Here is a 14,449-nt window from a genome sequence, read left to right as displayed (position 1 = left end):
TATGTATTACAAAAAATACAGATATTACGGAGGATGGCGTGCCGATTATTGAACTCCATATCCTTGAGGGATATAGCGACGACGAAAAGACCCGCATGGGTGAAGCGCTAACGGATGCGGTGCGTATCGTCGTTCCCGCGCCGCCCGAAGCTGTAACAGTGATGATTCACGAGATGCCCCGCGCCGCCTACATGCGTGGACGACAGCATCGCGCACCTGCTGCCGCGCTGCCGGACCCTGCGGAAGTCGTGCGCCGGTTCCTCACTGCGATGGAGCGCCGGGATTTGGCAGCTGCACAAAGCTTGCTTGGTTCAAACTTTGTTATGACATTCCCCGGAAGCAAGCAGATGCACCGCCTTGAAGAACTGATCGCTTGGGCAACCCCCCGCTACCGATTTGTGACAAAAACCTATGACGGGTTTGATGCACTGCAATCGGCGGGGGCCCACGCTACCGTATATTGCCGCGGCACGCTGAACGGCGAATGGTCCGATGGAACCCCGTTTGAAGGCATCCGTTTCATTGATCGGTTTGAAGTGATCGAAGGGCTGCTCACGCGGCAAGACGTCTGGAATGATATATCCGAGCACAAGGGAAAGACATGAGCGTAGATATTGATCCCATCACACTGGCCGTTCTGGCAGGCCGGATGGAACAGATTGCAGACGAGATGGACGCGACCCTCTTCCGCGCAGCCTTTAACCCCATCATCGCCGAGGCGCATGATGCCAGCCACGGCCTATATCACGCTGTGTCTGGTGACACGCTGGTCCAAGGGAAATCCGGTCTGCCGATATTTGTCGGCGTGATGAGCTTCGCAGTAAAGGCCGTAATTGATAAGGCCGCCGAGAACGGAGACCTTGAAGATGGCGATATATACATCTTCAACGATGCCCATCTTGGCGGAACCCATCTGAGCGATATGCGACTGGTACGGCCCTATTATTTCGAGGGTAAACTATTTTGCTATCTCGCTTCTGTTGGCCATTGGCATGATGTCGGCGGCGCTGTTCCGGGCAACTACAATCCTGCGGCCACAGATGCCTTTCAGGAGGCGTTCGTTCTGCCCCCTGTCCGGCTGGCGAAGGCAGGTGTCGTGCAAACTGACATCATCGACATTCTCATGCGCAACACGCGACTGCCGCAATCGGCTCAAGGTGATCTGAACGGTCAGCTTGGTGCCCTTGATCTGGGTGTGCGGCGCATGGATGAATTATTGGCAGAATACGGTGCCGATACAGTTCGCGCAGGTCTGGACGCACTGCAAAACAGCGCCGAGACTTTGATGCGCGCCGAGCTGACCTCCCTGCCCGACGGGCGATGGACCGCCACGGATTACCTCGACAATGACGGGATCACTGACACACCCCTGCCAATCACTGTCGCTCTGGAAATTTCGGGTGATACCATGACCCTTGATTTTGAAGGAACCGCACCGCGCTGCGCAGGTCCGGTGAACATTGCGCTGCCGACCGCCGTTGCCACTGCGTATGTCGCGATAAAACACATTTTCCCTGCACTGCCCGCGAACGCAGGGGTAATGCGCCCCATCATGGTCAAGATACCCGAAGGGTCGCTTTTGTCGGCACCCTTTCCTGCTCCCGTTGGCGGCTATACCGAGACGATTTTGCGCATGATCGACGTGATTTTTGCAGCCGCAGCAGGCGCCGCGCCAGAGCGGGTTGTGGCAAACGCCTATGGCACCATCAACGCGCTGTCGATCTCCGGCACCCGCGACAACGGCAAGCCATGGGTCATGTTCAGCTTTTATGGCGGCGGACATGGCGGATCGATAGACGGGGACGGGCTTAATCACGGCAATGCGCCGATCTCGACAGCCACCATTCCGCCAATGGAGATCCTTGAGGCGGCCTATCCGGTGATGTTCAAGCAGTGGGCCTTGCGACCTGACAGTGCAGGCGCCGGCACACACCGCGGTGGCTTGGGGGCAGTCTATGAAATCGAAGTGCTAGAGGGAAATGGCGCAAAGGCGTTTTTGTTCGGAGAGCGCGGGCGTTATGCGCCCACTGGTATTTTAGGCGGCGGCAACGCAGCACTTAACGTCTTCAGTTTTGAACAGGAAGATGGTTGGCATCATCCGCCTATGGCCTCGAAAATGGTTGGTATCCGGCTGGAGCAAGGCCAATCTGTACGGCTGGAAACGCCCGGTGGCGGCGGCTATGGCCCCGCTTCCAAACGCGCCCCAGCCGCCGTGGCCCGTGACGTGGCAGCGGGTCTGACAAGTCCACAAGAGGCGGACAAAACATACGGCACCGCATGGCAAGAGGTTACCCTATGAGCAAGACACCTGCGAAAAAAATGATTGGCGTCGATGTTGGCGGTACTTTTACAGATATCTTTGTTCTGGACGAGACCAGCGGCTTCGCGGAGGTCGCAAAAGTTCCTACCTCGCGGCCTGACCAATCCGAAGGATTCCTGAGCGGGATCAGATCGCGTGTCGATGATCTGGCCGAGGTATCTGTCGTCGTACATGGCACGACCGCGGGCACCAATGCCCTTTTGGAGCGCAAAGGTGCAAAGATCGGCGTGATCACCACCGAAGGTCTGCGCGATGTTCTGGAAATGCGTCGCCGCGACCGCCCCCGCACATGGGGTTTGCGCGGGGATTTCACACCAATCGCAGACCGCGCACAGCGACTGGAAGTACCTGAAAGGACACTTGCAGATGGCACCATACGCCTGCCTGTTGATCTGAATGCAGTGCGGGCAGCAGCACAACACCTCATTGAGGACGGCTGCCTCGCTGTCGCAATACTCTTTGCGAATGCCTATGCTAACCCAGAAAATGAGGCGCTGGCTGTGGCTGCGGTTCGGGAAATCTGGCCCAACGCACATGTTTCTTGTTCGTCCGAAATCCTGCCCGAAATCCGCGAATTTGAACGGTTTTCAACCACGGCTCTCAATGCCTACCTGCAACCTGAAGTGTCTGGATATCTGGCCCGACTTGAAACCGCATTGAAAGGCGGCGGATTTGCAGGCGAATTCATGATCGTTCAATCGAACGGCGGTGTAATGGATGTGGACACCGCGACCAAATTGCCTGTGCGCACGGCGTTGTCGGGTCCAGCCGCCGGTGTCGTCGCCGCCGGATACATTGCGCAAGCCGCGGGCTTTCCGGATGTGATTACAGGCGATATGGGCGGCACATCTTTTGATGTCTCTCTCATCGCGCAGGGGCAAAGCATGCTCAGCCAGCAAACCTCGATTGACTTTGGAATGGTCGTACGATCCCCCATGATCGAGATTACAACGATTGGCGCGGGTGGCGGCTCCATTGCGTGGGTCGATAAAGGTGGATTGCTAAACATCGGTCCGGAAAGTGCGGGCTCAACCCCCGGACCTGTAGCCTATGGACAAGGCAACACGCGCCCCACAGTTACAGACGCAAATGTCGCTCTAGGCCGCATCGACCCTGACAACCCTATCGGCGGGAAACTAACGCGCCTTGATGTGGATGCCGCGATAACAGCGATTGAAGAGCACGTAGGCAAACCCCTTGGCCTTGATGCACTGACCGCTGCGGAAGCAATTTTACGCGTCGCCAACAGCCGCATGGCGGGCGCACTGCGCCTTGTGTCGGTAGAGCGCGGGTTTGATCCGAAACGTTTTGCCTTCATGCCCTTTGGCGGCGGCGGTGCGCTGCATGCGGGTGCGATGCTACATGAGGTCGGTCTGGCCCGCGCTATCGTGCCGCGCTATCCCGGCGTGACCTCTGCTATGGGCTGTGTGATTGCCGACATGCGGCAGGATTTTGTGCAAACCCTCAACACGATGCTGGACGGGATCGACACACAAGCTCTTACCGCACATATGCAGCGGCATGTGGATCAGGGCCTTGCTATGTTGAACGCCTCGCGCACGACGTTTCAAGCAAGGGAAACATCATTCACCCTTGATATGGCCTACCTTGGCCAAACCCACACGGTAAGTGTGCCACTTATCATATCTGTTAAAGATGGTGTCGTGATTACACCCACTGAAGGCGCGATTGGTGACGCGTTTGATACTGCGTATCGCGCCACCTACGGGCGATTGCTGAAAGACGGCGTGCGCCGTGTCATCAATCTGCGCTCTGCGGTTACAGGAAAGCGTCCGCGCTTTGACCTGACCACGCTTGCACCCAGAGGTGGCTCTGTCGAGCAGGCCTTGCGCGGCACGCGGCAGGTGTATTTTGGTGGGAAATGGCACGAAACAAAGATCTATGCGCGTCTAGAACTGCCTGTCGGGGCGGTCATTCATGGCCCCGCCATCCTTGAGCAGCCCGACACCACCGTTCTGATTGAACCAGACCTCTCAGGTCGTGTAGATCAGTTTGGCAATACCTTGATTGAAAGGGAAACATCATGAATCCACAGCGCACAGCCCTGCTGACGATTGATTTGCAAAATGACTTTTTGCACCCTGAAGGCGCTTATGGACGCGCAGGACAGTCAGCCCCCGAAATTGCCGCGCTGCCCGCGCGAATAGCCCCCCTACGCGATGCACTGGTGGCTGCTGGCGGCACCTATATTTCGGCGCAGTTCACACTTGTGCCGGGACGCGGCGGTGCACCTTTGATCTCGGCGCATCTGAAAAAACTGCGCCCGTTTCTGACCGAAGGAGATTTCAGCCCCGGTGGTTTTGGTCATGACCTTGTCGACACGCTCAAGCCTGCGGATTTCACCATCGAAAAAGTAGCCTATTCGGCCTTTTACCAAACGCGTCTGGAATATATTTTGCGCGCGATGGGCATTGATACTCTGCTTGTTGGCGGGATTGTGACGAACGGTGGCGTGGCCAGCACCCTGCGCGATGCCCATCTGCGCGACATTCACACTGTGATGCTGTCTGATGGATGTGCTGCGTTCAAGACGGACGTACATGAGGCGAGCCTGCTCTCGCTTGGATCAGTCACACGAATCCTGACCTGCGCCGAGGCAACGGACGAAATCGGAGCAGCTCGATGAACTTGCGCGCGCGTCTGACCCAGCCTGACATTCTGATCGCACCGGGCGTCTATGACGGGCTCACTGCAACGCTCGCCACGGACGCCGGTTTTGAAGCGCTCTATTTGTCGGGCGCCGCTGTCACCTATACCCGTTTGGGCCGCCCTGATATCGGGCTCTGCACAGCAAGCGAGATGGCCGATACTATGGCACTGATCGCAGACCGCTCTGATCTGCCCGTGATCATGGACGCAGATACAGGTTTCGGGAATGCGCTTAATGCGCGCCGCACCATGCTGACTTATGAGCGTGCAGGCGCAGCTGCTCTTCAGGTCGAGGATCAGACCTACCCCAAGCGCTGTGGTCATCTGTCGGACAAATCCCTGATCTCTTGCGCCGAAATGGCCGGAAAAATTTCTGCCATGGCCGATGCGCGCCGCCACGATACGCTTATCATTGCGCGCACCGACGCGATCGCCGTTGAGGGAATAGAAGCTGCCATTGACCGCGCAGGCACCTACATCGAAGCGGGCGCCGATGTATTGTTTATCGAAGCCCCCCGCGATGAGGCCGAATTGGGCCATATTGCAAACACGTTTCAGGGACAGGTACCCCTGCTTGCCAATATGGTTGAAGGGGGTGCCACACCAATTTCGTCAGCCCAAACCCTGCAAGATATGGGGTTCGATATCGTAATCTTTCCGGGCGGAATTGTACGGGCTTTGGCGCGCACCGCGCACGACTATTACAACAGCTTAAAGAACGCAGGGTCAAACAAACCATTTGCAGGCAGGATGTATGATTTTGACGGGCTGAACGCGGCGATTGGCACACCGGATATGCTCGCCTTGGGAAAGCGCTTTGATGGCACATCCTGATATCGCAGCCCCACTGCCAGAGTATGACATCGAGGTTGGCACCCTCGTTATTGGCGCCGGCGCTGCGGGTATGATTGCAGCCCTGCGCGCATATGAAACGGGCCAGGACGTCCTTGTGATCGAGGCTGACCCCTTGCCTTCAGGCTCAACCGCGCTGAGTGCCGGTCTGATACCTGCCGCAGGGACCAAGCTCCAGCAGGAGGCGGGAATCGAGGACAGTGCCACCTTGTTCGCACAAGACATCCAGAAAAAAGCACGTGGCGAAAACGAGCAAGCCTTGGTGGATGTGCTTGCCCATAACGCCGCCCCCGTCATTGACTGGCTGATGCAAACCCACGGCTTGCCGTTCAGCGTTGTCACCAATTTCGACTATCCAGGACATGGACGGCGAAGAATGCACGGCCTGCCGACACGCTCGGGCGAAGAGTTGATCAATGCGCTGCGCGGCCGGATCGAGCATCTTGGCATCCCCCTTATTTGCGAACGCCGTGCAGTCACATTATACGCACAAGCAGGCCGCGTTCACGGCGTGCAAGTCATGCGCCCAGATGGTGCCACCGAGACGATCGCAGCGCAGCGAACCATTCTGGCCTGCAACGGTTTCGGCGGAAATCGCCAAATGGTCAGCCGCTATATGCCCGAGATCAACGAAAGCCTTTGGTTTGGTCATGATGGCAACAACGGCGATGCAATTTCCTGGGGCGAAAAGCTGGGGGCGGCAACGCGGCATCTAGGTGCCTATCAGGGCCATGGTAATGTCGCGCATCCGCATGGCATTCTGATCACATGGGCCGTCATCACCGAAGGTGGGTTTCAGGTTAACGCTATGGGCCAACGCTTTTGGAACGAAGCGCAAGGATACTCGGAAGCTGCTCGCGCAGTGTTAAGCCAGCCACAAGGCTACGCTTGGTCCGTATTCGATGCACGCATTGCCAATATTGCACGGCAGTTTGCCGATTTCAAAAATGCCGAACGCCAAGGCGCTTTGATCTGGGCCGATACACTAGATGCGCTTGATGGAAAATGTGGCTTTGAAACAGGAAGCCTGCGCCAAGCCGTTGCCGCACGCCCCGCGCAGGGCGAAGATGATTTTGGGCGAACTTGGTCAGAGCAGCATCTGAACGGCCCATTCTGCGCGGTCAAAGTGACGGGTGCGCTGTTTCACACCCAAGGCGGTCTCGATATTGATCCCAAAAGCGCCCGTGTCAGAATGAAATCGGGGGAGCTGTTTCAAAACCTCTATGCCACTGGCGGCGCTGCGGTCGGCGTATCCGGCACGTCTGATAGCGGCTATTTGTCAGGCAACGGGCTGCTCGCCGCGAGTGTTTTGGGAAGTATTGCAGGCTTGGGATAGCAATTGAATGCTGTTGGCGCTTTAATACCCATAGGCTAGGCCGCTAATTCATCACGACAAAACTCCATTTTGAAAGTCTGGGTTACAAACCCAGCAAAATGGAACTGCCGAGAGTTATCGGCCCATAGGCTCATGGATCGCAGCCAAAGCAATACGGTTCCTTCAAAACAATCGCTTCAACCGCAGGTCTGCATGCGCCCCGCGGTTAAAGCGCCGCACCCTCAAAATCCCAAAATTGAAACGGAAAGATGCAATTTCTCAAAGGTTTTTACCTAAGCTCTAATAATTAAACTTTAGTTAACCCCAAGTTAACTTTGTTTACCCACAGCCAACCAAATGCCACCTGTCCGCGTACACACCACGACCTATGGTTGAACTTAATCGAGATCAAAAGTTCGTTCAGGACTATCTCACAAGATTGAGTAGGGCAAAAAGATGGCAAAAACATTAACAAACCGCGAACACCAGACTCACACGAGTTCAGAGCTGGCGAGCCACCAATTATCCAGCAAGGTGCCCCTCCCTCACCTTGCTGGATGTTTGATGCTCGTCGGCTTTGAAAACCCCTTTCAAACCCCAATTCGCAGGGCAGCCCAAGCGCTTGGCATGACCGTGCTACACGGCGCAAACGCCGGCCCTTCAGACAAACCCGAGCTTATTGTGGCATCGCTGGACAGCTACGCGGCACCAAAGGCGCAGCGCGAGCGAAGATTAGCCCAGCAAACGTTTCCGGACTGCGCGATCTGCGTATTGCTCGATGGTCAAGGGCATGCCCCGGATCAGCAATTAGACGAACACGACTTTGACGGCTCCCAAGCCTTGCTGCAAGCCTCCGGCTTTCGCTTTCTCGGCCTTGCCGCTGGAGAAGCGCAATGAATTCGCTCATCTCGAACGTTCACTTTCTCGCCGCGCTTTCCACTGCCTGCACTCAGCGCAAGGAACGTAAAGCAACGCCGCCAAGCTCGCAACGATTTGCACCTGTGTCTTCGCTGGAAGACCGCCTGATGAGCAAAGTCGCAAGAATAGAAGCCTCCGCTTCGATTTCCGATTACGAAATCTTGCTCATCGGGTTCGAGGGCCACAGCCTCGGCAAGATCAGAGAAATTTGCACCCTTGCCGACGTCAAGATTACCGCGTCGTTTGGCAACAGCGCTCATTTGTCAAAAGCGGCCTCTCTCAAACATCTCTTTACGCACATTATCGTGAACACCGAGGCATTCGGCAGCAGCGATGATGCGATACGCGAAATCCTCAAGGTAAGATCAGAGCTGGTGGACATTGCTCTCTTGATCGTCTCGCCCTCTACCCTAACTGATGATCACGGATCAGAGCGGGATATGCTATGCGACGGAACGTTCGGCGCAAACTTGACCCCGGGCCGTATGAAAATTGGATTGGTGAAATCAGCCCGTAAAGTGGTGGATAGGGAAATCTAAACTGAAACAGCATTGATGCCCACTATAATACCGCAGCATCAAACACATAAATACCGAGGCATCAAACACATAAAATCAGATATTTACCTGATACTTGAACCTATTTTTCAGGAAGGAAACACAACATCCGCATAGGCTAACCCTGCACACACAAAGGTTTAGATATTCACACAACTTAGGAATTGTACGATAAAATGCTTTGGTCAGCCGTACGACTCTACCAAAACTTAAAGACCCTAGCGCTACATGATATCCGCACGTCCATGCTCTCTTTTGCTCGAACGGATACACCAATGTGCTTCACTTCAAGGCCAGGTAGCAGCTCAACAAATAGCTTGGCCCCTTTTTTTGTTTTAAGCCTAGCAATTCCGCCAAAGAAGCGTTTCGATGCCAATGTACTGACGTCCTTAACAACAAAATATTTTGAGTCTATATTACATTCGTTATCTAGCCTTATCTCGGCAATAATGTCTTCCCCATTGCCTGTAATCCAATCCACCAGACCATTTGCATATGCTGGCGGGGAGCATAAATTGGTGAATACTAGACCAAAGAATAAAATCATCAACTGCCTGACGTGCTTGTTCAGCCTAATCTCGCACTTGTGGTACACGTCTTAATCCTTGCCGTTTGTAGCTGAGTTAGCCGATGTCTGCTAAAATTAGCATGATACATCTTCGATGTTGGATCATAATGCAACCAGTGTTCGCACCAGACACTGGATACCACAGGTTTCATGTGCGCCTAATAGAAATTCAGCATTTTGTAAGCTCTTCAAATACATTTCAGGTGCAACACAGCATCGTCAGAATCCCACAACAGAACCTCAACAAATTCCAAGCCGAACGCTCATATCTGTCAGGGACAGAAGTACACCAGAGGCCCCGTGGTTGCCCGTGACGGGACAATCACCGTCTTACTTTCTTTCACCGCAGTATCAAACCGTGTTCGATACGGGCAAACCCGTTAGAAATTTCGAAATTCAGGGCCAAACCGCCGCTGCGCCGGGGATCCTACGCGATTGGATCGCAGATTTTTATCCGGTTATGCAGGATGATTACATTTTTGCGGTTGGCGCTTGCGTGCGTGAAGTCACCGAACAGGCGCAAATGGTGTCTGAGGTGAAAGCGCAAAACGAGCTGCAAAAACTGCTCATGGGCGAGCTACATCACTGCGTCAAAAATACGCTGACGAGCATCAGCTCGATTTCAAAGTTTCTGCTTAAAGGTGTCGATGACCCTGCCAACTATCAAGAACGCCTAGAGGACAGGCTCGGCGCCATATCGCGCACCCATGATCTTTTAACGATTTCCGACTGGACATCCGCAAAGGTTTCGGAATTTCTGTAAAGTGAAAGCAAACCGTTCCAAACCTCGCGCGGGCATGTCATTCGCATGACGGGTCCAGACATTTACCTAAGCGCGGATCAGGCCCTTCCCTTTGGCATGGCCATCCACGAGCTTCTGACAAACGCCGCCAAATATGGCGCTTTGTCTGTAGAAACGGGAGTGATTTTCATAAACAGCTTTATAGACATCAAAGACGATGTCAAAATTGCCCGTATTGAATGGCGTGAATCTGGTGGGCCAAAAATCAAGAAAGCCCCAAAAACCCGTGGTTTCGGTTCTGTCATAATCGAGCGCGTGATGAAGGAAGATCTTAATGCCGAAGTAGAGATCGCCTATAAAGAGGATGGTTTGACAGCGCGCATTTCATTTGAGGCCGCTCAACCCGACACCTCTGCGCATTCGAAGGTTCATCAGCTCTTGCCGGAAGATCGGGTGGATACTTGACCCTGCGTCATACACACGCAGGTTGTACCTAGTTGGCTTTTCTATCACCGTTTCGTCAGGTAATATTGACCCTTGCAAAAGTGCCGCTAGGTAAAGACCATGGAACATAAAATCTTAATCTTGGAGGACAATACGCTCCTCGCGATGCTGATCGAAGACATGCTCGAAACCGCTGGTTTCGACAATTATGTCCTGTGCAAAACCGAAAAAGCAGCGCTAGATTTTATCACCACTGAAAGGCCGACATTCGCTTTGCTTGATTTCAATCTGGGCGACAAGAAGGATAGCATCAAAGTTGCAAAAGCCCTTCGCGACGCTGCTGTGCCCTTTTTCTTCCTGACCGGATATGCCGCAAGCCTTGGTATTATTCCGGAAAATCTGGGCGAAGCCAAAATAATCAATAAGCCCTTCAAACCAGCGCATCTTGCAAAGCTGATAGAGCAGCAACTTGCAGTCCCACAAAATTCAGAAAAAACCAGTTAATGCCGCTTATGGCTTTTGAACTTGGCGACTTGCGCAGAAACGGCAGCAACCAGTTCTTTTGCAACAACCGGTTTGCTTAGCACCGCTGAAAACGGCGACGCGCGTTCGGCAAATATTTTTGCATGACCCGAGACTAGAATAACCGGAAGTGATTGCGAAATGGCGCGTATTTTCTTTGCCAATTCAAGACCATTCAAATTTGGCATATCCAGATCGGTAATCAGAGCAGACCAAATATGCGGGGATTGTTCGATGATCCTCAACGCATCTTCCGGCTTGCTCACGGCAAGTGTTAACGCGCCGCTGTCATCTAGTATTTTTGACAGGAAATCCGACATGAACGGTGAATCGTCCACCACAAGGATGCGGCAATCTTTCAGAACGCTAACAGTCTCTGCACAAACCCGCTCAACCTCTACCAAAGGGGGCGCATAGCGGTTCGGCCAGGCAAGCGAAACTTGGTAGCCCGCGCCGCCCAAGTCCTTGAACGACATTGCAGCATGATTGTCCCTGAGCAGCCCCTCAAATATCGCGCTATCAATGCCGCTTAGCGCCCACGCCTGCCCGCCTTCCGTAAAAAGCGCACACAAGGTGCTCGCACTGCTTGATGGCGGCAAATGAAACGAAATTTCCGTATAGGACGCGTTTTTACTCAAAAACCCCGCAACAGGTTCGAAATCCGCAGCGAGCTTGCCCGCCTGCGCCGAAATCTTCGATTCTGGCACCGCACGAAAGATGTGTTCAAAGATGGTCGTTAGAACAACAAGAAAATCGCTCGGGGCGCTCCACACGAACTGCGGCACTTGCGGCTCTTCAAACCTGATGTCGCAATCTACGCCCGTTCTTTCCAACAAAGCCCGCTTGGTCATTTTCTCAAACGGCATCAAATCACGGCATCGCGCCTGCTTGTCCGATCGGGGGAAGTTTTGCAAATCCCCGATCATGCGGCGCGCTTCAACCAGCGCAAGGCCTAATCGATCCAATTCCGCGTCCGACATGTTTTGGGTCTCTGCGCTTGGCGGCATCACCTCTATTGAAGCCGAGATAACGGTCATCAGGTTAGCAAAATCATGCCCGATGGAATGTGCCAGCTGTTGTTTTGCGGCCGCGCCATAAGCGGCCCACATATCAGGGTACTCGGGCGCACGCATTTTTCTTGCGCCTTGGGCTTGCTCCGTTCGGGCCAGGCAAACCGTATGACCGGTTTCAAGAAGTGTAAGGGATAGATTTAGCGCCACAACGTCGCCCGATCTATGACGCGCATTCACGCGGCCCCACCAAACACCGGAAGCCGCGAAAGTTGGTGCATGGCTTCTAAGGAATGACAGCACTTCAGCAGATGAGCAAAATTCCTGCCACCGCAAGCCGCCAAGGTGTCCTGCGTCCTCGATCTCTAATAGTTCGGACAACTGGAAATTCACAAAAAGAAATTTACCGGCTGGACTGATCAAAGCGATACCGTCGCTTTCGCAATCAAAATCTTCAATGCCACCTGCAGTAAAAACAGCGTGCTCAATACGGTTACAAAGATCTTCACCAAAATGCTCAACGAGGAGTTTTTTGAGTGTAGCGCTCATAACAACCCGCTTTTACGCCCTGCAATCACAGCCTGAGTGCGGTTTCGCACAGACAGCTTTACGCAAATAGAACGCACACACATTTTAACAATCGTCTCCTCAAGATCGAGAGACGCACCAATTTCCTTGTTCTGCAATCCCTCTCCCAACAGGTTAAGGATCAACAACTCCCGTGGCTTCAAATCGAAAGGTGTCTTGCCGAAGTTGTTCACTTTCTGAACAAACTCAAAGGGAATATATGTCTCCCCCGAAGCGATTATGCGAATAATGTTCTTCAAATTTCTAAGGCTGGTTGTCTTGGGGACATAGCCAGACGCCCCCATTTCAAGCGCTTTTTGAATGATGGGATAGCCGGCCACACCCGTAAACAGGGCCACGCCCCCCTGATTAGCCGCAATCAGCTTTTCAAGCAGGGAAAGCCCCTTGGAGTCGGGCATGTCATAATCTAATAAGACGACACCATACTTGTCATTGTCCGTAATCTGCTCAAGCGCGTCTTTCGCTGTAATCGCGAGATCAACGTGAAACCCTTCTTCCTCGGTCAAAACATGCCGCAGCGTCTCGGAAATCAACGAGTGGTCATCTACGACTAGAACTCGCACGAGCTCTTCACCATGCAGTGCAGCATTGGGCGGCTGGTCCATTCTTACGGGTACTCCTTTAGACACCTTTTTCTTCTCTTTAGAGATTAGTATACCTCAGTAGAGGGCGACAGCTATATTTTAGTTGAAAATTGTTATCATTAGCTTTCTAGGCAATTAGTGTACACATCAGCCGCGCTTAATTTACATGCTTTACGCCCAAGTCACCGAGTTGCAGGCGCAAGTTACCCCGTCAGCAGCTTTTGAAAAAAAGCATCAAAAGCTATAGGATTTAAATTATTAATTAGCCAAATAATTCTTTTGCACTTCTTCATATCCTTAAGAGAGGGTTGGGCTAAATAAAACAAAGCATAAAAAAGACGGAGCAGCGAAAAAGTTACCACTCACGAAGGCCTACCCATTTGGAACATGCGTCTCGATTTAGGCATCCCTCTACCGATGAAGCGATTCATTGGGCCGCCCCTCGCGAAACCTCGTTCGACTGCTGGCCTGAACGCACAAGTTGCATCATGCTAATTGGTTTCGAAAGTGGGTATCGGACTGAGATTGGTTCCGTTGTGATGGCATTGGGAATGAACGTCTTGCAAGGCACCAATGTCGGAGTAAATGATGCCCCCTCTCTAATTATAGCGAACGGTGAAACTTACGGGCGCCCCGCAGCAATAGCAGAACGTCAAGCGGCACAACGCATGTTCCCCGACGTGCCTACTTGTATTCTTAGCAGACACATGATGCAGGATCTTTCTGTTCCGACCGATCTTTTTGCATTCGACAGTGATCGCGGGTCATTGGAGGCAGCAGGTTTTAATTTTTTCACGGTCGTTTAGACCGTAACGCACCAGCCCTCTTAACCCACATTCTCCAATTAACCTTCTGTTTTTGCTGTATTAACCATGTCTATGTGTAATAACAAGCATGGTGTTAATAGCAGATAAGGAGATGTTTCATGGATTACCCGGAAGGGCAGGTTAACAGCGTAAAGATCGGGTAACTTTCGGCCCTCGCGGGCGACGCGAATGTCGCAGCACGCAGCACTTTTAGGAGCTCAGTCTTCTGGTAGTTCGCGAGTTGGGTGACATGTTTGGGCTGTCCCGGGTCGGCGACAACCGTCGAGGCAAGAACACCGATCGTAATCTCATTGAGATTTTCCAGCAATCAGAGATCGGCACTCTCGCCGTCAGTTCGTGTCAATTGCAGCTCCATTTTTTGTGGACGGCCCCGACGCCTAACATCAATACCATCCCTATCCGTGAATATAGCGCCCCTACCCATTCTTTTTTGGATGTGAACATACTCCACACTAAAGAGCAGCAAGCGCCAAAAATTTAATAAATGACCCATCTGTCATTAAACACTTGTTTGAAGTGGTCCGGCAAAACT

At 53.1% G+C, this 14,449-nt stretch carries 13 protein-coding genes; 11 read left to right on the top strand and 2 right to left on the bottom strand.

The window, feature by feature from the left end:
* Positions 1 to 38 precede the first annotated feature (38 nt).
* The 11 genes from B9P63_RS18610 (at position 39) to B9P63_RS18555 (ending at position 10,890) form a co-directional block, all read left to right on the top strand.
* Positions 39 to 605, top strand: coding sequence for a DUF4440 domain-containing protein (locus tag B9P63_RS18610; RefSeq protein WP_085311648.1), 567 nt, complete (start codon positions 39 to 41; stop codon positions 603 to 605).
* Entirely contained in the window at positions 602 to 2,299 is a 1,698-nt protein-coding gene (locus B9P63_RS18605; RefSeq protein ID WP_085311626.1) for a hydantoinase B/oxoprolinase family protein, read from the top strand. The genes B9P63_RS18610 and B9P63_RS18605 overlap by 4 nt, the downstream gene beginning before the upstream one ends.
* Positions 2,296 to 4,368: a hydantoinase/oxoprolinase family protein gene (locus tag B9P63_RS18600; RefSeq protein ID WP_085311624.1), complete on the top strand. Its 2,073-nt coding sequence runs from the start codon at positions 2,296 to 2,298 to the stop codon at positions 4,366 to 4,368. The genes B9P63_RS18605 and B9P63_RS18600 overlap by 4 nt, the downstream gene beginning before the upstream one ends.
* Positions 4,365 to 4,967 (top strand): cysteine hydrolase family protein, encoded by a 603-nt coding sequence (locus tag B9P63_RS18595; protein ID WP_085311622.1) that lies wholly within the window; start codon positions 4,365 to 4,367, stop codon positions 4,965 to 4,967. Before B9P63_RS18600 ends, B9P63_RS18595 begins: the two co-directional genes overlap by 4 nt.
* Positions 4,964 to 5,824, top strand: coding sequence for an isocitrate lyase/PEP mutase family protein (locus B9P63_RS18590; RefSeq protein ID WP_085311620.1), 861 nt, complete (start codon positions 4,964 to 4,966; stop codon positions 5,822 to 5,824). The genes B9P63_RS18595 and B9P63_RS18590 overlap by 4 nt, the downstream gene beginning before the upstream one ends.
* Entirely contained in the window at positions 5,811 to 7,178 is a 1,368-nt protein-coding gene (locus B9P63_RS18585) for an FAD-dependent oxidoreductase (protein WP_085311618.1), read from the top strand. The genes B9P63_RS18590 and B9P63_RS18585 overlap by 14 nt, the downstream gene beginning before the upstream one ends.
* 543 nt (positions 7,179 to 7,721) lie before the next feature.
* Positions 7,722 to 8,054 (top strand): hypothetical protein, encoded by a 333-nt coding sequence (locus tag B9P63_RS18580; protein WP_085311616.1) that lies wholly within the window; start codon positions 7,722 to 7,724, stop codon positions 8,052 to 8,054.
* Positions 8,051 to 8,614 (top strand): hypothetical protein, encoded by a 564-nt coding sequence (locus B9P63_RS18575; RefSeq protein WP_085311613.1) that lies wholly within the window; start codon positions 8,051 to 8,053, stop codon positions 8,612 to 8,614. Before B9P63_RS18580 ends, B9P63_RS18575 begins: the two co-directional genes overlap by 4 nt.
* A gap of 896 nt (positions 8,615 to 9,510) precedes the next feature.
* Positions 9,511 to 9,963, top strand: coding sequence for an HWE histidine kinase domain-containing protein (locus B9P63_RS18565; RefSeq protein WP_176219208.1), 453 nt, complete (start codon positions 9,511 to 9,513; stop codon positions 9,961 to 9,963).
* Positions 9,964 to 10,008: 45 nt separating this feature from the next.
* On the top strand, positions 10,009 to 10,407 hold the full coding sequence (locus B9P63_RS18560) for a sensor histidine kinase family protein (protein ID WP_085311607.1): 399 nt from the start codon (positions 10,009 to 10,011) through the stop codon (positions 10,405 to 10,407).
* A gap of 99 nt (positions 10,408 to 10,506) precedes the next feature.
* Positions 10,507 to 10,890 carry a response regulator gene (locus B9P63_RS18555; protein ID WP_085311605.1) on the top strand — a complete coding sequence of 128 codons (384 nt, stop codon included), beginning with the start codon at positions 10,507 to 10,509 and terminating at the stop codon, positions 10,888 to 10,890.
* Here the strand turns inward: B9P63_RS18555 and B9P63_RS18550 are convergent.
* Together B9P63_RS18550 and B9P63_RS18545 are read right to left on the bottom strand one after the other, a co-directional pair.
* Positions 10,887 to 12,467, bottom strand: a complete 1,581-nt coding sequence (locus B9P63_RS18550) for a response regulator (protein WP_085311603.1) — start codon at positions 12,465 to 12,467, stop codon at positions 10,887 to 10,889. The two genes, B9P63_RS18555 and B9P63_RS18550, sit on opposite strands and share 4 nt — an antisense overlap.
* The gene (locus B9P63_RS18545) at positions 12,464 to 13,111 is read right to left on the bottom strand and encodes a response regulator transcription factor (protein ID WP_085311601.1); all 648 of its coding nucleotides are present in this window, start codon (positions 13,109 to 13,111) and stop codon (positions 12,464 to 12,466) included. The genes B9P63_RS18550 and B9P63_RS18545 overlap by 4 nt, the downstream gene beginning before the upstream one ends.
* Positions 13,112 to 14,449: the final 1,338 nt, after the last annotated feature.

Origin of the sequence: Planktotalea arctica, from assembly GCF_002105285.1 — a bacterium.
Taxonomy (GTDB): domain Bacteria; phylum Pseudomonadota; class Alphaproteobacteria; order Rhodobacterales; family Rhodobacteraceae; genus Planktotalea; species Planktotalea arctica.
This window is presented reverse-complemented; position numbering and strand designations above follow the sequence as displayed.

What these genes read in the sequence shown, in the direction of transcription:
- B9P63_RS18575 (WP_085311613.1), top strand. Translation starts at nt 8,051, where the DNA reads ATGAATTCGCTCATCTCGAACGTTCACTTTCTCGCCGCGCTTTCCACT.
- B9P63_RS18595 (WP_085311622.1), top strand. Translation starts at nt 4,365, where the DNA reads ATGAATCCACAGCGCACAGCCCTGCTGACGATTGATTTGCAAAATGAC.
- B9P63_RS18555 (WP_085311605.1), top strand. Translation starts at nt 10,507, where the DNA reads ATGGAACATAAAATCTTAATCTTGGAGGACAATACGCTCCTCGCGATG.
- B9P63_RS18605 (WP_085311626.1), top strand. Translation starts at nt 602, where the DNA reads ATGAGCGTAGATATTGATCCCATCACACTGGCCGTTCTGGCAGGCCGG.
- B9P63_RS18600 (WP_085311624.1), top strand. Translation starts at nt 2,296, where the DNA reads ATGAGCAAGACACCTGCGAAAAAAATGATTGGCGTCGATGTTGGCGGT.
- B9P63_RS18545 (WP_085311601.1), bottom strand. Translation starts at nt 13,111, where the DNA reads ATGGACCAGCCGCCCAATGCTGCACTGCATGGTGAAGAGCTCGTGCGA.
- B9P63_RS18590 (WP_085311620.1), top strand. Translation starts at nt 4,964, where the DNA reads ATGAACTTGCGCGCGCGTCTGACCCAGCCTGACATTCTGATCGCACCG.
- B9P63_RS18550 (WP_085311603.1), bottom strand. Translation starts at nt 12,467, where the DNA reads ATGAGCGCTACACTCAAAAAACTCCTCGTTGAGCATTTTGGTGAAGAT.
- B9P63_RS18585 (WP_085311618.1), top strand. Translation starts at nt 5,811, where the DNA reads ATGGCACATCCTGATATCGCAGCCCCACTGCCAGAGTATGACATCGAG.
- B9P63_RS18580 (WP_085311616.1), top strand. Translation starts at nt 7,722, where the DNA reads ATGCTCGTCGGCTTTGAAAACCCCTTTCAAACCCCAATTCGCAGGGCA.
- B9P63_RS18560 (WP_085311607.1), top strand. Translation starts at nt 10,009, where the DNA reads ATGACGGGTCCAGACATTTACCTAAGCGCGGATCAGGCCCTTCCCTTT.